Annotated in this window: 20 protein-coding genes; 15 read left to right on the top strand and 5 right to left on the bottom strand. The window is 71.1% G+C overall.

Annotated elements, in window-relative coordinates:
• Positions 1-31 precede the first annotated feature (31 nt).
• From dnaK to HUT12_RS00645, 5 genes are all read left to right on the top strand, one after another.
• Positions 32-1,924, top strand: coding sequence for a molecular chaperone DnaK (dnaK, locus tag HUT12_RS00625; RefSeq protein ID WP_176092238.1), 1,893 nt, complete (start codon positions 32-34; stop codon positions 1,922-1,924).
• A 48-nt stretch (positions 1,925-1,972) separates the two neighbouring features.
• A complete protein-coding gene (grpE, locus tag HUT12_RS00630) occupies positions 1,973-2,734 on the top strand; it encodes a nucleotide exchange factor GrpE (RefSeq protein ID WP_131055102.1) in 762 nt (253 codons plus the stop codon).
• 85 nt (positions 2,735-2,819) lie between these two features.
• Positions 2,820-3,998 carry a molecular chaperone DnaJ gene (dnaJ, locus tag HUT12_RS00635; RefSeq protein ID WP_131055104.1) on the top strand — a complete coding sequence of 393 codons (1,179 nt, stop codon included), beginning with the start codon at positions 2,820-2,822 and terminating at the stop codon, positions 3,996-3,998.
• A 28-nt stretch (positions 3,999-4,026) separates the two neighbouring features.
• Entirely contained in the window at positions 4,027-4,464 is a 438-nt protein-coding gene (locus tag HUT12_RS00640) for a heat shock protein transcriptional repressor HspR (RefSeq protein WP_131055105.1), read from the top strand.
• A 180-nt stretch (positions 4,465-4,644) separates the two neighbouring features.
• Positions 4,645-4,917, top strand: a complete 273-nt coding sequence (locus tag HUT12_RS00645) for a hypothetical protein (protein ID WP_131055107.1) — start codon at positions 4,645-4,647, stop codon at positions 4,915-4,917.
• Positions 4,918-5,207: 290 nt separating this feature from the next.
• Here the strand turns inward: HUT12_RS00645 and HUT12_RS00650 are convergent, their stop codons facing one another.
• The 3 genes from HUT12_RS00650 to HUT12_RS32615 form a co-directional block, all read right to left on the bottom strand.
• A complete protein-coding gene (locus HUT12_RS00650; RefSeq protein WP_131055109.1) occupies positions 5,208-5,636 on the bottom strand; it encodes a hypothetical protein in 429 nt (142 codons plus the stop codon).
• A gap of 187 nt (positions 5,637-5,823) precedes the next feature.
• Positions 5,824-7,032, bottom strand: a complete 1,209-nt coding sequence (locus HUT12_RS00655) for a cation:proton antiporter (RefSeq protein ID WP_176092239.1) — start codon at positions 7,030-7,032, stop codon at positions 5,824-5,826.
• 7 nt (positions 7,033-7,039) lie between these two features.
• Complete coding sequence (locus tag HUT12_RS32615; protein ID WP_236145907.1) at positions 7,040-7,192, bottom strand: hypothetical protein; 153 nt, start codon at positions 7,190-7,192, stop codon at positions 7,040-7,042.
• Between the two features lie 31 nt (positions 7,193-7,223).
• On the opposite strand from HUT12_RS32615, the gene HUT12_RS00665 reads away from it, so the two are divergent.
• Positions 7,224-8,339 (top strand): hypothetical protein, encoded by a 1,116-nt coding sequence (locus HUT12_RS00665; RefSeq protein ID WP_131055113.1) that lies wholly within the window; start codon positions 7,224-7,226, stop codon positions 8,337-8,339.
• Here HUT12_RS00665 and HUT12_RS00670 read toward each other — a convergent pair.
• Positions 8,293-8,598, bottom strand: coding sequence for a GntR family transcriptional regulator (locus HUT12_RS00670; protein WP_236145908.1), 306 nt, complete (start codon positions 8,596-8,598; stop codon positions 8,293-8,295). The two genes, HUT12_RS00665 and HUT12_RS00670, sit on opposite strands and share 47 nt — an antisense overlap.
• A 95-nt stretch (positions 8,599-8,693) precedes the next feature.
• Here HUT12_RS00670 and clpB point away from each other — a divergent pair, with 95 nt between their 5' ends.
• The 9 genes from clpB (at position 8,694) to HUT12_RS00715 (ending at position 17,317) form a co-directional block, all read left to right on the top strand.
• Positions 8,694-11,285, top strand: coding sequence for an ATP-dependent chaperone ClpB (gene clpB, locus HUT12_RS00675; RefSeq protein WP_176092240.1), 2,592 nt, complete (start codon positions 8,694-8,696; stop codon positions 11,283-11,285).
• 79 nt (positions 11,286-11,364) lie between these two features.
• Complete coding sequence (locus HUT12_RS00680) at positions 11,365-11,745, top strand: hypothetical protein (protein WP_176092241.1); 381 nt, start codon at positions 11,365-11,367, stop codon at positions 11,743-11,745.
• A 69-nt stretch (positions 11,746-11,814) separates the two neighbouring features.
• Complete coding sequence (locus HUT12_RS33110; protein WP_303393472.1) at positions 11,815-12,873, top strand: hypothetical protein; 1,059 nt, start codon at positions 11,815-11,817, stop codon at positions 12,871-12,873.
• A gap of 71 nt (positions 12,874-12,944) precedes the next feature.
• On the top strand, positions 12,945-13,538 hold the full coding sequence (locus tag HUT12_RS00690; RefSeq protein WP_176092242.1) for a DUF4178 domain-containing protein: 594 nt from the start codon (positions 12,945-12,947) through the stop codon (positions 13,536-13,538).
• Between the two features lie 215 nt (positions 13,539-13,753).
• Positions 13,754-14,587: a hypothetical protein gene (locus HUT12_RS00695; RefSeq protein WP_131055687.1), complete on the top strand. Its 834-nt coding sequence runs from the start codon at positions 13,754-13,756 to the stop codon at positions 14,585-14,587.
• Between the two features lie 90 nt (positions 14,588-14,677).
• A complete protein-coding gene (locus HUT12_RS00700; RefSeq protein ID WP_131055685.1) occupies positions 14,678-15,364 on the top strand; it encodes a hypothetical protein in 687 nt (228 codons plus the stop codon).
• 8 nt (positions 15,365-15,372) lie between these two features.
• Entirely contained in the window at positions 15,373-16,182 is an 810-nt protein-coding gene (locus tag HUT12_RS00705) for an SDR family oxidoreductase (protein WP_131055683.1), read from the top strand.
• A 169-nt stretch (positions 16,183-16,351) separates the two neighbouring features.
• Positions 16,352-16,882 (top strand): orotate phosphoribosyltransferase, encoded by a 531-nt coding sequence (locus tag HUT12_RS00710; protein ID WP_131055681.1) that lies wholly within the window; start codon positions 16,352-16,354, stop codon positions 16,880-16,882.
• Between the two features lie 57 nt (positions 16,883-16,939).
• Positions 16,940-17,317 (top strand): helix-turn-helix transcriptional regulator, encoded by a 378-nt coding sequence (locus tag HUT12_RS00715; RefSeq protein ID WP_007454255.1) that lies wholly within the window; start codon positions 16,940-16,942, stop codon positions 17,315-17,317.
• Positions 17,318-17,368: 51 nt separating this feature from the next.
• On the opposite strand, the gene HUT12_RS00720 is transcribed toward HUT12_RS00715, so the two are convergent.
• Positions 17,369-18,307, bottom strand: coding sequence for a DUF368 domain-containing protein (locus tag HUT12_RS00720; protein WP_176092243.1), 939 nt, complete (start codon positions 18,305-18,307; stop codon positions 17,369-17,371).
• Positions 18,308-18,347: the final 40 nt, after the last annotated feature.

Raw genomic sequence — 18,347 nt, forward strand, 5'->3', positions numbered from 1 at the left:
CTGCACAACGTTACGAAGCGAGGAAGCGAAGATGGCACGTGCGGTCGGTATCGACCTCGGCACGACGAACTCCTGCGTCAGCGTCCTGGAGGGCGGTGAGCCCACCGTCATCGCCAATGCCGAGGGCTCGCGGACGACCCCGTCGATCGTCGCGTTCGCCCGCAACGGCGAGGTGCTCGTCGGCGAGGTGGCCAAGCGCCAGGCGGTGACGAACCCGGACCGGACGATCCGCTCGGTCAAGCGGGAGATCGGCACCAACTGGTCCGTCGACATCGACGGCAAGAAGTACACCCCGCAGGAGATCTCGGCCCGGACGCTGATGAAGCTCAAGCGGGACGCCGAGGCGTACCTGGGCGAGCAGATCACCGACGCGGTGATCACCGTCCCGGCGTACTTCAACGACGGCCAGCGTCAGGCCACCAAGGAGGCCGGCGAGATCGCCGGCTTCAACGTGCTGCGGATCGTGAACGAGCCGACCGCGGCCGCCCTGGCGTACGGCCTGGACAAGGGTTCCAAGGAGCAGACCGTCCTGGTCTTCGACCTCGGTGGCGGCACCTTCGACGTGTCGCTGCTGGAGTTGGCCGAGGGCGTCATCGAGGTCAAGTCGACCAGCGGTGACAACCTGCTCGGCGGCGACGACTGGGACCAGCGGATCATCGACCACCTGGTGAAGACCTTCCGGGGCGAGCACGGCATCGACCTGTCGCAGGACAAGATGGCGTTGCAGCGACTCAAGGAGGCCGCCGAGAAGGCCAAGATCGAGCTGTCCGCCGCCACCACCAGCAACATCAACCTGCCGTACATCACCGCCGGTTCCGCCGGCCCGCTGCACCTGGACGTCACGCTCAGCCGGGCCGAGTTCCAGCGCATGACGCAGGACCTGCTGGACCGCTGCAAGGGCCCGTTCGAGCAGGCCGTCAAGGACGCCGGGATCAAGGTCTCGGACGTCGAGCACGTGATCCTGGTCGGCGGCTCGACCCGGATGCCGGCCGTGACCGACCTGGTCAAGCAGCTCACCGGCCGCGAGCCCAACAAGGGCGTCAACCCGGACGAGGTCGTCGCCGTCGGCGCCGCCCTCCAGGCCGGTGTGCTCAAGGGCGAGGTCAAGGACGTCCTGCTGCTCGACGTGACCCCGCTGAGCCTGGGCATCGAGACCAAGGGCGGCATCTTCACCAAGCTGATCGAGCGCAACACCACCATCCCGACCAAGCGGTCCGAGGTGTTCACCACCGCCGACGACAACCAGCCGTCGGTGCTGATCCAGGTCTTCCAGGGTGAGCGCGAGATCGCCGCGTACAACAAGAAGCTCGGCACCTTCGAGCTGACCGGTCTCCCGCCGGCCCCGCGTGGCGTGCCGCAGATCGAGGTCACGTTCGACATCGACGCCAACGGCATCGTCAACGTGCACGCGAAGGACCTGGGCACCGGCAAGGAGCAGAAGATGACCATCACCGGCGGCTCCTCGCTGCCGAAGGATGACATCGAGCGGATGCGCCGGGACGCCGAGGAGCACGCCGAGGAGGACAAGCGCCGTCGCGACGAGGCCGAGAGCCGCAACGTCGCCGAGGCCCTCCAGTGGCAGACCGAGAAGTTCCTCGCCGAGAACGGCGACAAGCTGCCCGCCGAGAACCGCGACAAGCTGAACGAGGCGCTCGGTGAGCTGCGCGGCGCGCTCGGTGGCAGCGACATCGATAAGATCAAGTCGGCACACGAGCGGCTGGCGCAGGTCTCGCAGGAGGCGGGCTCGCTGCTCTACGCGCAGCAGGCCGAGCAGCCCCAGGGCGGCGAGGCGGGCGGCGCGGCCGGTGCGGGCGCCGGTGCCGGCGCGGCTGGTGCCGGCGCCACCGGCGGTCCGGCCGGCGGCGCGCGGCCCGGCGCGGACGACGTGGTCGACGCGGAGATCGTGGACGAGGACAAGAAGTGACGGTCCTGGCCGAGCCGATCTCCACGGGCAGAGGGATGAGGTAGTCGCATGACGGAGAAGCCACGAGCCGCCGACCCGGGCAGCACCGGGTCGGCGCCGGGTGGCTCGGCGTCCGAGCCGACCACCGGCGAGACGCCGCGTGTCGTCATCCGTAACAACCGCAAGATCAGCCAGAGTCACGAGCCGGAGGGGACGGCGGCGGACGCCGGCTCCGACACGTCGGCCGAGGGGCTGGTCGAGGACGCCGAGGTCGTGGTCGACGCGATCGAGGTCGAGACCGAGGCGCTGAGCGAGCCGACCACCGAGGGCCCGCCCGTGGTGGACTCCCCGGCCAAGCCGGTCGGAAAACCGTCCGAGGCGGCCGGTCGCGGGCTCGGCGCCGAGGTGGAGGCGCTCCGCGCCGACCTGGAGGAGCGCACTCGGGACCTGCAACGGGTCACCGCCGAGTACGCCAACTACCGCAAGCGGGTCGAGCGGGACCGTGCTCTGGTCACCGAGCAGGCGACCGGCTCGGTGCTGGCCGCGCTGCTGCCGATCCTGGACGACCTGGACCGGGCCCGGGAACACGGCGACCTGGTCGGTCCGTTCGGTTCGGTGGCCGAGCAACTCACCACCGCGCTCGGCAAGTTCGGGCTGACCCAGTTCGGCGAGCAGGGTGACCCGTTCGACCCGACGCTGCACGAGGCCGTGGCGCACCAGACCTCGGCCGACGTCACCGAACCCACCTGCGTGCAGGTGATGCGTCGGGGCTACCAGATCGGTGAGCGGCTGTTGCGACCCGCGATGGTCGCGGTCGCCGACCCGGAATAGTGCACGACGGTGACCGGGCCGTCCCACCCGCCGAACTCCGGTGGGCGGGACGGCCCGGAGCCGGAGGTGGGGAGGAGGTGGACGGTTGAGTTCCAAGGACTGGATCGAGAAGGACTACTACGCGGTCCTGGGCGTGGCGAAGACCGCCTCCGCTGACGAGATCAAGAAGGTGTACCGGAAGCTCGCCCGCGAGTCGCACCCGGACCACAACCCCGGCGACCCCAAGGCCGAGGAGCGCTTCAAGTCGGTCTCCGAGGCGTACGCGGTGCTCGGTGACGACGCCAAGCGCCGCGAGTACGACGAGATGCGCTCGCTGTTCGGCTCGGGCGCCTTCCGGCGCGGTGCCCGCCAGGGTGGCCAGCCCGGCGGCATGCCGTTCGACGTCTCCGACCTGTTCGGCAACGCGCAGTCGGCCGGTGGTGGCCGGTTCGCCGGTGGCGGCATCTCGGACCTGTTCAGCTCGATCTTCTCGGGCGGCGCGGGTGGTGGCGGTGCCACCGGCCCGGCCCGTGGTCGCGACATCGAGACCGAGGTGGCGCTCGACTTCGACGACGCCGTCCGAGGGGTCACGCTGCCGCTGACCCTGCGGGCACCGGGAGTCTGCGACACCTGTCACGGCAACGGTGCGAAGCCGGGCACGGTGCCGAGGACCTGCCAGGTCTGCCACGGCGCCGGGGTGAACCACCGCAACCAGGGTGCGTTCAGCCTCGCCGAGCCCTGCCGCAACTGCCAGGGCGCCGGGACCGTGGTCGACGAGAAGTGCCCGGAGTGCCAGGGCACGGGCGGCGTCACCAAGGCCCGTACGCTCAACGTCCGTTTTCCGGCCGGAGTGGCCGACGGGCAGCGGATCCGGCTGGCGGGCCGGGGCGAGCCGGGCGAGCGCGGCGGCCCGGCGGGGGACCTGTTCGTGCACGTCAAGGTGCGTCCGGACGAGCTGTTCGGGCGCTCCGGTGACGACCTCACGCTGACCGTGCCGATCACCTTCACCGAGGCGGTGCTCGGCACCGACCTGCGGGTGCCGACGCTCGACGGCGCGGTGACCCTGCGGGTGCCCGGAGGTACGCCGAGCGGGCGGATCCTGCGGGCCCGGGGCAAGGGCGTGAGCCGTCGGGACGGGCAGACCGGGGACCTTCTCGTCACGCTCGACGTGGTGGTGCCGGCCCGGGTCTCCGACGAGGCACGCGCGGCCCTGGAGACGTTCGCCGCACAGACCCCGCCGGCGGCGCGAGAACATCTCGACGCGCGGGTGCGTCGGAGCGGATGATGGGTGTAGCGGTGCGGAGGTGAACGGGATGGACGGGTTCGTCGGTTCGGATGACCCCACCTATGAAGCCAAGGTGCTCATGATCTCGGTCGCGGCGCGGATGGCGGGGATGCACCCGCAGACGTTGCGCCAGTACGACCGGCTCGGCCTGGTGCAGGCCGGACGGGCGGCCGGTGGCGGTCGCCGCTACAGCGTGCGGGACGTGGTCCTGCTGCGCGAGGTGCAGCGGCTCAGCCAGGACGACGGTGTCAATCTGGCCGGGATCAAGCGGATCATCGGCTTGGAGCGGCTGTTCGAGCAGGCACAGCAGCGGGTCGCCCAGTTGGAGGCCGAGCTGGAGGCCGCGTACCGCCGGTTGGCCGAGCTGGAGTCGCTGGCCCGCTTCCCCGGGCGCGACCTGGTGCCGACCAACCAGACCTCCACGGCCCTGGTGGTCTGGCGTCCCCGACGCAGCCCCGGCCGCTGACGATCGAGACGGCCCCGGTGCGGTGACAACCGTGCCGGGGCCGTCTCGTGTCTGCGTCGGGGCGGCATCGCGTTCGCGGTCCGCACCCTGCGGATTCCGCCCCGTCCCCGGCCCGTCTCCGTTACCCTGGAATCAGGTCCAAACAACTCAATCCGGACTTCGGCGCTGGCAGGGGGAGCCATGACGGACGAGGCGAAGCAGGTGGCCGAGCAGGCGGAACGCCGGCTCGACCGGTTGGCCGAGAACGTCCAACGGCGCTTCGACCGGATCACCAAGGGGCGGTTCGCCGATCAGATCCGCAGCGGCCGGTTCAGCGGCCGGAGCGGCCGGTCCACCGGACCCGCCCCGTCGGGCGGTCGGTCCGCCGGCCCAGGTCAGGGCCGAGCCGGTCACGGCGCCGGTCGGGTACGGACCGACCAGCACCGCCGCGAGCACGGCGGCCCGCCCCGCTGAGGGGCCACAACGTACGGGCCGGGAGCCACGGGGGCTCCCGGCCCGTTCCCGTTCCCGTTCCACCGCACGTCAGGCCCCCGGCCCGTCCGCACCCCACCGCAAGTAACGCCGCCGCCCGGCCCCTCCGACACACGTCAACCCTCCCGAGGCCGGCAGGCGACGGCACGTCCGCCAGTCAGGTGTGGCCCTACCGTGCCCGGCGCAGGGATCAAGCCTGACCGCCCGGAGCCGGGCACGGTAGGGCCACACCCCCCACGGCAACGGTAGGGCCCCACCCCCACAGCAAGCAGCTAAAGCCGCCGCCCCTCGCGCACCAACCCGCCTTCGCACCACTCGCGGTACACGAACAGCTCCGGTCGGGACAGCAGCACCCGGCTGTTGTGCGACCAGGTGCGCATCATCTCGTCGCCGTTGCGCTCGGCCTGGTCGACGAGCTTGCGGAAGCGACGCTTCGGGTGGGCCCGGAAGTTCGTCCGGATCCCGTCGGCGGCATAGATGTAGAGGCAGTGCAGCGCGAACCGGCGGGCCGGGCAGTGCGCGTCCATCGCCAGGTCGAACAACGTCATGATCAGGCGGTCGCCGGAGACGAGCAGGTCCCAGTCGGGTGGCATGGACGTCAACGGCACCGAGTCGGGCTGGTACGCCCACGATCGCAACTCCGCCGGACTCGGGTCGACGGGGTTGGCGAAGCCGTGGAACGTTGATTCCTGCACGCTCACCGGCCAACCTTCCGCTCGCGTCGGCACCGAGGCGTCCGCCCCCCGCGAACCCCGGCTGCTGGGGCGAAACGGTAACGCGGTACCCGTGAGTACGGGTAGCCCCTACGGAAAGCAATTCGGCATCGGTTGCCTGGCCGGGGTGGTCCGGACGGCCGACGATCACTTTCAGTCCCTGTGTCGTCACCGGTCACGGTCGATCCGGCGCTGCCGACCCGGCCTGCTGCGTCGCCGCCCGTTGTCGCGACCAGCGCCTGAACCAGGTGGCGTCGGGCAGTCGGGCCAGCACAGGCCCGGTCACCACGGTGATCAATACGTACGTGGCGGCCAGGGCGGCCAGCTTCGGCGAACCACTGCCGGCGCTCACCGCGAGGCCGGCGATGACGATGGAGAACTCCCCCCGGGGTGTCAGGGTCAGTCCGGCCCGCCAGCGTCCCGGTTCGGTGATGCCGACCCGCCTCGCGGCCAGGTAACCGGTCGCCGTCTTGGTCGCCGTGGTGACCAGTGCGAGCAGTACCGCGGGCAGCAGCACCGGCGGGATGTGCCGAGGGTCGGTGGCGAGCCCGAAGAAGACGAAGAAGACGGCGGCGAAGAGGTCGCGCAGGGGCGTCAGCAGTTCGGTGGCGTGGTGGGCCACCGGCCCGGAGAGCGCGATGCCGACCAGGAAGGCACCGACCGCCGCCGACACCTGGAGTTTCGCGGCGACGCCCGCGACCAGCAGGGTCAGACCGAGTACGCCCAGCAGCAGCGACTCGGGGTGGTCGGCGGACATGGCCCGGGAGACGAGATCGCCGTAGCGGAGTGCCACCACCAGCACGACGACCACCGTCAGGACGGCGACGCCGAGAGCGACCCCGCCTTTGACCAGCCCGACCCCGGCCAGCAGCGCGGTCACCAGTGGCAGATAGAACGCCATCGCGAGGTCCTCGACCACCAGCACCGACAGGACCACCGGCGTCTCCCGGTTCCCGAGCCGGCCCAGGTCCGACAGGATCTTGGCGATCACGCCGGAGGACGAGATCCAGGTGATCCCGCCGAGCACCACCGCCGCCACCCAGCCCCACCCCAGCAGCAGCGCGAACGCGGCACCCGGCAGCGCGTTGAGCACCGCGTCGAGCACCCCTGCCGGTGCCGCCGCCCGCAGGTTGCCGACCAGTTCGTCGGCGGAGTACTCCAGGCCGAGCATCAGCAGCAGCAGGATCACGCCGATCTCCGCACCGATCGCGAAGAACTCCTCGCTGGCGTGCAGCTCCAGCACGCCGCCGTGACCGAGGACCAGACCGGCCAGCAGGTACAGCGGGATCGGGGAGAGCCCGATCCGCCGGCCGAGCCGGCCGAGTAGCCCGAGCAGGAACAACAGCGCGCCGACCTGGATCAGCAGGGTGGTGAAGTCGTGCATCCGAGGCTCAGGCGACCGCTGCGCGTACGGCGGACGACCGGGACGCGCCGAGGGCGTCCCGGCGGCGGGAGGGTGCCCCCAACGAGCGGCCGAGTTCCGTCATCATGTCGTGGCGTACGCCGGTGCCCGGTTGAGCGGTCTGCTCGACGCGTGCTCGCACGGGCTCAGGCTACTCTCGCGACGGAGGCCGTATGACCGCCCGACGAACTCGTTGCCTGGCAGTTCTCCCGCTGTTCACGCTGCTGGCGGGATGCTCGATCGGCGACATCCGGCGCAGCGCCCCCGAACCGCCGCAGGTCACCGCCACCCCCGCGCCGGTCGCGGAGACCCGCACCACCCGCTTGGCCGTCCCGCAGCGGTACGCCCCGCCGCAGATCGAGTTCGTCGACGCCGAGAACGGCTACGCCCTCTTCGCCTCCTGCGACGACCAGACGACCGCTCCGGACTGCCCGGCCCTGCTCTGGTCGACCCGGGACGGTGGCCGCTCCTGGCAGCAACTGCGCCACCCGCAGCCGGACACCACCCAGCAGCGGGACGGCGACGTCCAGCAGCTCTACACCGCCGAAGGGATCCTGGTCCTGCACGCTTCGCCACACGGATGGTGGACGTCCACCGATCGCGGAGACACCTTCCGACACACCCCCGGTGAGGCCCCGCCCCGGGAGTGGCAGGCGGCCCAGGGACGCTTCCAGCTCATCGAGAGTTCGGGAAAGGTGGGCCGCTGGACGGGACGCACGCTCCGCCCGCTGCCGGTCCAGCCGAAGCTGCCGGTGGTGCAATCGGTGTTGGAGAGTGACTGGCGGATCTTGGGTCCGGACGGGGAGCACCGTGGTCCGGTGGTGGCAGCCGGAGTGGACGACGACGGCCGAACGTACGCGGCGCTCTCCCTCGACGAGGGACGGAGTTGGCGGCCGACCCCGGTGGAGTTCGACGGTGCAGTGGGTGTGCTCCGGGTGGTGCGCGTACAGAGTGAGCTGTGGCTGGTCGGCGAGCGGCCCGATCGCACCGGGTTTCCGGCGGTGTGGCGGCATGGTCCCGCCTGGGAGAGGGTGCCTGCCGAGGGGCATCCGGGGACGGGGCAGGCCGTCCCGCTGAGCGACGGAGTGGTGGCGGTGGTCAGCCCGCGAGGTGCGGGCGCGCTGGTCGGTGGCCAGTACGTAGACCTGCCCTGGCCGCTGACCGACAGACATCACCTGCGGATACTCCCCGACGGCACGGCCTTCGCCACAGGGCCTGAGGGCGTCCTGCTCGGCACGGGCTTCATCGGCGACCAGGTCTGGACTGCGGTGACCATCGAGACGGAGTGATCCGCTCCAGAGTCTCGGTGAGTCCGGTCGCGCGCAGGATCATCATGGCCTTGCCGACGACGGTGTCCGAGACGCCGTACTCCTTGCAGAGCTGGGCTCTGCTCGGCAGCTTCGTGCCGGGCGGCCACTCACCTGACTGCCCCTGTGCGGCCCGTCTGCCGCGTTGACAGCACAGGCGGTTCAGCTCGACAGGGCTCCCGGCACACGTTGACCAGTGGCGGAGGATCAGGACGTGAGCAGCGCCCGGTGTCCACCGCACGAAGGAGTGTCGGATGTCACACCTCTGAGGTTGAGTGGAATAGGCTCAACTCTGGTTCTGTCGGTACCAGTGGACACACCGATCCAGGGGAGCCCATGAACACCGAACGCCTCACCACCAAGAGCCGCGAGACCATCACCGGTGCCGTCGCCCTGGCCAACCAGCGCGGGCACGCCACCGTGGAGCCGTGGCACCTGCTGCTGTCGCTGCTGGACACCGAGGGCTCGACCGCTGCCGGCCTGCTGCGCGCCGTCGGGGCCGACCCCGCCGAGCTGCGCCGGGCCGCCCAGCGTGCGGTCGACGCGCTGCCCGCCGCGCGCGGCTCCAGCATCGCGGAGCCCACCCTGGCCCGCGAGTTCGTCAACGCCATCGGTGCCGCCGAGCAGATCGCCCGGCCGCTCGGCGACGAGTACACCTCCACCGAACACCTGCTGGCCGGGCTGGCCCGGGTCGGCGGTGCCGTCTCCGGTGCGCTCACGTCGGCCGGCGCCACCGAGGAGACGCTGGTCGCCGCGTTCCCGACCGTGCGCGGTGGGGACCGTCGGGTCACCACGGCCGACCCGGAGCAGACCTACCAGGCGTTGGCCAAGTACGGCGTCGACCTGACCGCGAGCGCGCGGGACGGCAAGATCGACCCGGTGATCGGGCGGGACTCCGAGATCCGCCGGGTGATCCAGGTGCTGTCCCGGCGTACCAAGAACAACCCGGTGCTGATCGGCGAGCCCGGTGTCGGCAAGACCGCCATCGTCGAGGGCCTGGCCCAGCGGATCGTCGCCGGTGACGTGCCCGAGTCGCTGCGGGACAAGAAGCTCGTCTCGCTCGACCTCGGTGCGATGGTCGCCGGTGCGCAGTACCGGGGTCAGTTCGAGGAGCGCCTCAAGTCCGTCCTGGAGGAGATCAAGAACTCCGACGGCCAGGTCATCACGTTCCTCGACGAACTGCACACGGTGGTCGGCGCGGGCAAGGGCGAGGGCTCGATGGACGCCGGCAACATGCTCAAGCCGATGCTGGCCCGGGGCGAGCTGCGCATGGTCGGCGCGACCACGCTGGACGAGTACCGCGAGCACATCGAGAAGGACCCGGCCCTGGAGCGGCGCTTCCAGCCGGTGCTGGTCGGCGAACCCACCGTCGAGGACACCATCGGCATCCTGCGGGGGCTCAAGGAGCGCTACGAGGTCCACCACGGCGTACGCATCACCGACGCCGCCCTGGTCGCCGCCGCCGCGCTCTCCGACCGGTACATCACCGACCGCTTCCTGCCGGACAAGGCGATCGACCTGGTCGACGAGTCGGCGTCCCGGCTCCGGATGGAGATCGACTCCCGGCCGGTCGAGGTGGACGAGATCGAGCGGGCGGTACGCCGGCTGGAGATCGAGGAGATGGCGCTGGCCAAGGAGCCGGACGCCGCCTCCGCCGTACGCCTGGAACGGCTGCGCAAGGAACTGGCCGACAAGCGTGAGCAGCTCACCGTGCTCTCCGAGCGCTGGCACCTGGAGAAGAGCCACATCACCAAGCTCTCCACCGCCAAGGAGGAGTTGGAGCGGTTGGGTGGTGAGGCGGAGCGGGCCGAGCGCGACGGCGAGTTGGAACGCGCCGCCGAGCTGCGCTACGGCCGCATCCCGGCGCTCCAGACCGAGCTGACGAAGGCCGAGGAGGAACTGGCCCGGTTGCAGTCCGCGGGCGCGATGCTCAAGGAGGAGGTCGGCGCGGACGACATCGCGGCGGTCGTCGCCTCCTGGACCGGCATCCCCGCCGGCCGCCTGCTGGAGGGCGAGACCGCCAAGCTGCTCCGGATGGAGGAGTCGCTGCGCGAGCGGGTCGTCGGCCAGGCCGAGGCGGTGGGCGCGGTCTCCGACGCGGTACGCCGTGCCCGTGCCGGTGTCGCCGACCCGGACCGCCCGACCGGCAGCTTCCTCTTCCTCGGCCCGACCGGGGTGGGCAAGACCGAGCTGGCGAAGGCGCTCGCCGAGTTCCTCTTCGACGACGAGCGGGCGATGGTCCGCATCGACATGAGCGAGTACGGCGAGAAGCACTCGGTGGCCCGGCTGGTCGGCGCTCCGCCCGGCTACGTCGGCTACGAGGAGGGCGGCCAGCTGACCGAGGCGGTGCGTCGTCGGCCGTACTCGGTGATCCTCCTCGACGAGGTGGAGAAGGCCCACCCGGACGTCTTCGACATCCTGCTCCAGGTGCTCGACGACGGCCGGCTCACCGACGGTCAGGGTCGTACCGTCGACTTCCGCAACGCGATCCTGATCCTCACCTCGAACCTCGGGTCGGCGGTGATCAGTGATCTGACGCTCGCCGAGGAGCAGCGCCGGGAGGGCGTCCTCGCGGTGGTCCGGTCGCACTTCAAGCCGGAGTTCCTCAACCGGCTCGACGACATCGTGGTCTTCGCCGCACTCCGGGGCGACGACCTGCGCTCCATCGTGGACATCCAGTTGGCCCGCCTGCGCAAACGGCTGGCCGACCGCCGGCTCTCGCTGGACGTCACCGACGCGGCGCGGGGCTGGTTGGCCGAGCACGGGTACGACCCGATCTACGGCGCCCGGCCGCTGCGCCGACTGGTCCAGTCGGCGATCGGCGACCAGCTCGCCAAGGCGCTGCTCGCCGGCCAGATCCGCGACGGCGACACGGTGCGGGTGGAGCTCGCCGACGCCAAGGACGGCCTGTCGGTGAGCACCGCCTGACCCGTACCCACGATGCCGGAGATCCCCGCCGCCCCCGCCTCAGCGGGCGGCGGCGGGCCGTCCGGGTGAGGATGGAGACATGTTCGGGATCGGGCGCAGGAAGGACCCGGAGCTGACCGCTGCCGTCGCGGCCCTGGCCGCCGCCGGCCGCGTCGCCTTCGGCGGGGTCGGGATCGCGGGCGCGACGCTGCCGGAGACCGAGGCATACCAGCGCGTCGCGGCGATCGCGGCCGACCACCCCGACGAGGTACGCGGGCAGCTCGACCGCCTGCTCACCACCGGCTCCCCGGCAGCCCGGGTGTACGCCGCCACGCTGCTCGAACAGCTCGACGCGGCGGCCGGGCGGACGGCCTGGACCAGGCTGCGTTCCGATCCGGCGGAGGTGGACACCGCCGTCGGGTGCGTGCTGGACCGCACCACGGTCGGCGAGTACGCCGCCCGACGACTCGACGATTCGTGATCCGACGGCCGGTCGGCTCCGTCCGATCGGTGCTGCCGGATCTTGTCCGATCCTCCTACGCTCCGTGCCATGACCGCGACCGCCGAAGATCCGGCCGCCGTACCCCCGCCTCGACCACCCCGCCCCGGCACCGTCACCGTGGCCTTCTGGTTGCAGCTCACGATCGCGCTGATCCTGTTCGGACTCGTCGCGCTGGTGGTCGTCGAGGCGTTCCAGTGGGACGCCGCGATCGACCGGGCGGCGCGCCAGGTGCCCGACGCCGACCCCGACGAGGTACGCGCCGAGCGGGTCAGCAGCGTGACCATGTCGCTGGTCCTCGGCATCCCCGCCCTTGCCCTGGGGCTCTGGATGGCGCTGACCGCGGTCGGCGTCCGCCGGGGCAGCAACGTCGCCCGGGTCATGGTCTTCGCGGCCGGTGGTGCCGAACTGCTGCTCTGCTTCTTCCAGGCGTGCGCCGGTTTCTTCTTCGTCCCGTTCATCGCGTTCGCGGCGTCCGGGGCGGTCGAGATGGAGGAAGGCCCACCACCGGACGACTTCTGGCAGGAGTCGGACTTCTTCGAGGCGCTGTACGGCGAGCCGCGCCTCTTCGAGACGGTGTTCTTCCCGCTGGCCGGTCTCGGCGTCCTGACGGTGGTGACCCTCACCGCGGTGGTCGTGCTGATGTTGGCGATTCCGCCGGCCAACCGCTGGTTCGTGCCGAAGCCCGAGCCGGCCGGGCCGCTGACCGCCGGAGGCGACATCCCGAACGCCTACCTCGCCGGCTACCCACTCCCGACGCCCTACTACCCCGCCCCCGGCTATCCGCTGCCGCCGGGCTATCCGGTCCCGCCCGGCCATCCCGCGCCGTTCGGCGGTCCCGTCCCGACCGGCTACGTCGTGCCTCCCAGCTTTCCGCTGCCGCCCGGCTACCCGGTGCCGCCCGGCTACCCCGTGCCGCCCGGCTACCCCATGCCCGTGCCGCCCGGTTATCCCGTCCCGCCCGGTTATCCCGTGCCGACTGGGCAGCCCGCACCGGCAGGCGAACCACCTGCGTCGTCGGGTGAGCAACCACCGCCGTCGGACGATGACCCGGGTGAAACCGGCCAGGGCGACCGATCGGCCCCGGATCCGGGCGGGAACGGACGATAGTCGACCGGCGACGGCTTAACCCGCGCCGGTCACGGCTACCGTCGTCACCGAAATACCTGGGGAGGTGACGGGTGGACGACGTGACGGCGTACCTGGTGATCGCGCTCGGGTGTCTGCTGGCCGGGCTGGCCGTCGTCGTGCTCGTGGCGCGGCGGCGGGGCCGGCCGACGACCGCGCCCGGTCGGCGCGTCGCGGCCGGGCCGTCGACGGACCCGCGTCGCATCGAGGTCGGTGACATCGTCGAGATCGGTGACCTGTCGTACCGGGTACGCGGATCGATCCGGCTGGTCGAGGGCGAGTGGAGTTGGGCCGAGCACCTGCTCGACGACGACAGCGGGCGTCCTCGCCTGTCGGTCGCCGAGAGCCCGGAGTTCGCGCTGGTGCTCTGGGAGCCACAGCCGGGAAGGGTGCGGACCGTCGGTGTCCCGGCGGTCGATGTCGCCGGGCGACGGTACGACTGGCACGAGTCCGGCCAGGCCCGGTACACCGCGACCGGGCTGACCGGGCTCCCCCCGACCGGGACGATGCGGTACCACGACTACCGGGCACCGGGCGGGGCGCGGCTCACCTTCGAGGCGTACGGCGAGGCGGGCTGGGAGGTCGCGCTGGGCCGCCGGCTGGATGAGGGCGACGTGACGGTGCACCCGCAGGGACGCGGATCGTGAGAGCGACACCGGTTCGGCTCGACAGCGACCCGCGCCGACATCACCGAGGGCGGATCTGGGTACACCGCTCCCGAGCCGGGCGGCTGGTGCGTCCGCTCACCTGCTCAGCGCCGATCCTGGCGTTGCGGAGGAGGACGCGCCGTCCAGACGGCGTCGTGTCGTGCCGGGTTGGCCTGTTGCCGATACGGTGAGTCGCGTTCCAGGGAGGGAGAAAGATGGTCGACCCGAAAAACACCCCGGCCCGGCAGCGGCCGGGTGTGGTGACGATATCCACCTACTTGCTGTTGCTCTTCGCGATCTGCCAACTGATCAGTGTGGTCGTGTCGCTGGCCACGATCGGCACCGTCCGTGAGGTGATGGACGAGGCGTACCGCGATTCCACGGTCGAAGGAGCGGAGAGCCTCGGCGACTTCACCGTCGTCCTCGGCGTCGCCACCGCAATCTTCCTTCTCGTCGTGGCGCTCGCGCTGTTCGGCCTGGGCCTGCTGAACCTGCGTGGCAAGAACGGCGCCCGGATCGCCACCTGGGTGGTCGGCGGCATCATGCTCTGCTGCACCGGTTTCAGTCTGCTCAGCGGGCTGGCCGGCGGCCTCACCACGCCCGGTGCCGAGACCAGCGGCGACATGCCGAGCACCGAGGAGGTCCAGCGCCGGCTGGAGGAGGCGCTGCCCGGCTGGGTCACCCCGGTCAGCCTCCTGCTCGGTGTGATCAGCCTGCTCGCGCTCCTGGCCGCGCTGATCCTGCTGGCACTGCCGAAGGCGAACGAGTTCTTCCGCAAGCCGACCCAGCAGTGGGAGCCGCCGATGCCCGGCGGCAGCTACCCGAGCCAGCCCGGCTACCCGCAGGCACCGGGCTACCCGGGCACCTCGCCGCAGTCCGGCGAGCCGGGCTACCCGGGCACCTCGCCGCAGTCGGCCGAGCCGGGCTACCCGCCCACTCCGGGTCAGCCGCCCGCCGGCGGGCCGGGCGACGGTCCGGGTGGACAGCCTCCCCAGTACGGCGGTCCGGGCCAGCCCGGCGACCAGCCGCCGACCGACCGGCCGAACTGATCGGTCGAACCGACCGCCGGTGAGTTAGGCGCGACTGCGACGGTCCCTCCGAGTAGGTTGCAACCCGAACACCTACCGGAGGGACTCGTCGTGTCGTACCCCGAACAGGCGCCGCCCCGCCGGCCGGCCGTGGTCGTGACGGCCGTGGTGGTGCTGGTCGTGATGGCGGTGGGTGCGTTCGGGTACGCCGTGACCGGCCTGAGTGCCGTCGGCGGCACGGTGTCCCGGTTCCGTGCGGCGGCCGTCGGCACGTCGGCCGACTCCGCCCAGGTCGACGCGATGGTGACCCTGCTGCGGGGTGTGGTGGTGGGAGCGGCCGTGCTGAGCGTGCTCGCGGCCCTGCTCCTCGCCGGCCTCGCGGTGGGCCTGGCCGGCCGGCGACCCGCCGCACGGGTGTCCACGTGGGTGGTCGCCGGTCTCGGGGCGCTCCTCGGTTGCTGCGGCATCGGGGCCCTGCTGATCCAACGCGCCACGCCCCTGGACTTCGGCGACGACCAGGCCGCCGCCGAACTCGTCGCTCTGGTGGCGGACGCCTACCCGTCGTGGTGGATTCCGGTCACTACCACCCTTTCGGTCGGGCAGGTGCTCGGTTACCTTGTGGTAGCCGTACTGCTGGCGATGCCGTCCGCCAACGCCTGGTTCCGTCGCCACCCGGTGCCCCCGCACCACCCCCACCCGCCGCACCACCCGCCGTCCGCGTACCCGCCGCCGGTCGCGCCGCACCAGACCTATCCGCCGCCCGGGGCGCCGCCGTCGTCCCCGTACCCACCGAGGTGAACAGACCCGTGACGCCCGACCAGCCGAGCACCGAGCGATGGGCGTTGATCACCGGGGCGAGCGCGGGAATCGGGGCGGCCTTCGCCGACCGGCTCGCCGCCGACGGATGGCACCTGGTGCTGGTCGCCCGGGACGGTGACCGACTGGCGGCGCAGGCCGCCGAGCTGACCGGCCGGTACGGCGTCGAGACCGAGATCCTGCCGGCCGACCTGTCCACCGACGACGGCTGTGCCGAGGTGGAGCGACGGCTCGCCGCCGCACCGCCGATCGGGCTCCTGGTCAACAACGCCGGCATCAGTCTGAACAAACCGTTCCTCAGGTCGAGCCTCGACGACGAGACCCGCCTGCTCCGGCTCAACGTGCACGCGGTGATGCGTTTGACACTCGCTGCGCTGCTCACGATGACCGAACGGCGGGATGGGGCAGTGATTAATGTCTCTTCCGTCGCGGGTTTCGGTGCGATCATGCCGGGATCGACGTACTCCGCCAGCAAGGCGTGGGTCACGAACTTCAGTGAGTCCGTCGGCCAGTCCGCCCGCCCCTTCGGCGTCCGCGTGATGGCGCTCTGTCCCGGCTACACGCGGACCGAATTCCACCAGCGAGCCGGCATCGACATGTCGAAAACTCCCGAGTGGTTGTGGCTCAACGCGCCCGCCGTGGTGGAAGAAGCCTTGCGTGACCTGCGAAAAGGCAAGTTGGTCAGCGTTCCATCGTGGAAGTACAAGCTGGCTGTCGCCGGTCTGCGGCACGCCCCGCGCGGGTTGCTGGACCGGGTCGCCCGCGACACCCGTGGACGCATCGGCCGCGATCGCGGTTGACCGCGACACGTCGTCGACCGGTACGGCGGCGACGGGTGCGGCATCACTCGATCCGAACCGCAGGTCAACGTAGCGTAGTCGGACATCGCCACTCATCTGTCCCCCGGAAGGGTTGCCCAGGGTGGCCCGTCCACCCGGCACACAGACTTGCGCAGTACCCTCTATCGCCATGGGGGACCACGACGACCTGCGTAAATTCATCTCCGACCTGGCTGTGGTCCATGGCCGGGTAGTGCTCTCCTCCGGGCAGGAGGCCGACTGGTACGTCGATCTGCGTCGCATCACGCTCCATAACCGGGCGGCCCCCTTGGTCGGTCGGGTGATGCGGGAGTTGACCGCCGACTGGTCGTACGACGCGGTCGGTGGCCTGACATTGGGCGCCGACCCGATCGCCATGTCGATGCTGCACGCGACCGGCCGTCCGTTGGACGCGTTCGTGGTGCGGAAAGCGGGCAAGGCGCACGGGTTGCAACGCCGAATCGAAGGCCCCGACGTGACCGGACGTCGGGTGCTGGCGGTGGAGGACACCTCCACCACCGGCGGAAGTGTGATGACCGCCGTCGAGGCCCTTCGCGAGGCCGGGGCCGACGTGGTGGGGGTGGCGGTTATCGTTGATCGTGGTGCCGGCGACGCGGTGCGAGCCGCCGGATTGCCCTATCGGGCGGCCTATACGTTGGCTGACCTCGGCCTTGTGGCGTAAAAGTCTGCCGATTCGGATCTGCTGATATGCAGCCGGATCGATGCTGCTGGTGGAAGGATGGAATACGTGGGAACTGCGTTGGCCGAAATGACTATGCCTCAGATCTCGCCGCTTGCCGGCGAGCCGATCGAACGTGCCGACGCCGAGCGGCTGGCAGGGGTCCTCAAGGCCCTTGCCGACCCCGCCCGGCTGCGGCTGCTCAGCCTGATCCAGTCGGCGCCCGAGGGCGAGGCGTGCGTGTGCGATTTGACCGCACCGCTCGGTCTCTCGCAGCCGACCGTCAGCCACCACCTGCGTATCCTCACCGAGGCCGGCTTGCTGGAGCGGGAGAAGCGTGGTGTGTGGGCCTACTACCGGCTGGTGCCGAGTGCGATCGCGACGATCGCCGACCTGCTGACTCCGCCGCGGAAGCGGGCCACCAAGAAGGCTCGCTGAACCGGAACCGCTTGGTGGCCGCCCAGCCGGGCAGCCACCAAGCGGTGGACGTCAGCGCACCTGCGTCGGCTCGTCGTCGTACGCCTCGGTGAGCGCGCGGGCGGCCCGGTTCACCCGGCGTCGCTCGGCTACCACCATGGCCAGGACCACGGCGAGGCCCAGCAGGAACAGCGCGGTGATGGGCAGGATGCCGTCACCGGGCGCCTGCAGGGTCCGGTCCTCGGACTGCCATGGCCAGAGCGAGCGCAGGCTGCCGATCAGGGCGCCGGACATCACCGCCAGAGTCATCCGACGGTGCTTGTCCAGCAGCCACTGGAGCAGCTTGACGAAGAGCGCCAGGCCGATGACCATGCCTGCGGCGAAGATTGCCAGATAGCCGAAGTCCCGGTCGTTGACGGCGGCGATGGTCGGTTCGTAGAGACCGACGGTGAGCAGCAGAAATGATCCGGAGACACCGGGCATCACCAGCGCGCAGACCGCGAACGCCGCCACGATCAGCAGGATCAGCGGGTGCGGTTCGAGGGTGGCCTGCGGTAGGCCGGTGAGCGTGAACGTGACCGCCACGGCGACCACCAGGGCCACCACCTCTCGGGCGCGCCACGGCTTGCCGACCATCGAGACCGGCACCAGCACCGAGGCGAGCACCAGGCCGAGGAAGAGGCCACGGGTGTGCTCGGGGTAGCCGGTCAGTAACGGCTCCAGCAGCTTCGCGGCGAGCAGCAGGCCGGGCACCATCCCGATCATCAACGGGATCACCACGTCCCAGTGGGCCTGCCGCATCTGGTGTCCCGCCCGCGTCCAGCCACGTCCACGCGGTACGTCCGACGTCGCGTACCGGACGGCGTTCACCACGTGACCGGCGGACACGATCAGCCGTTCGTACACCCCGGTGACCAGCGCGATGGTGCCACCGCTGACCCCTGGCACGGCTTCCGCCACCCCGATGGCCCCACCGCGTAGGACATGGCCTACCCGTTCGCCCAATGCCATGAAGAATCCGTCTCCTGCCTCGCTCGCCCGGTCGCCGGAG

Source organism: Verrucosispora sp. NA02020, assembly GCF_013364215.1.
In the GTDB taxonomy this organism is placed as follows: Bacteria; Actinomycetota; Actinomycetes; order Mycobacteriales; family Micromonosporaceae; genus Micromonospora.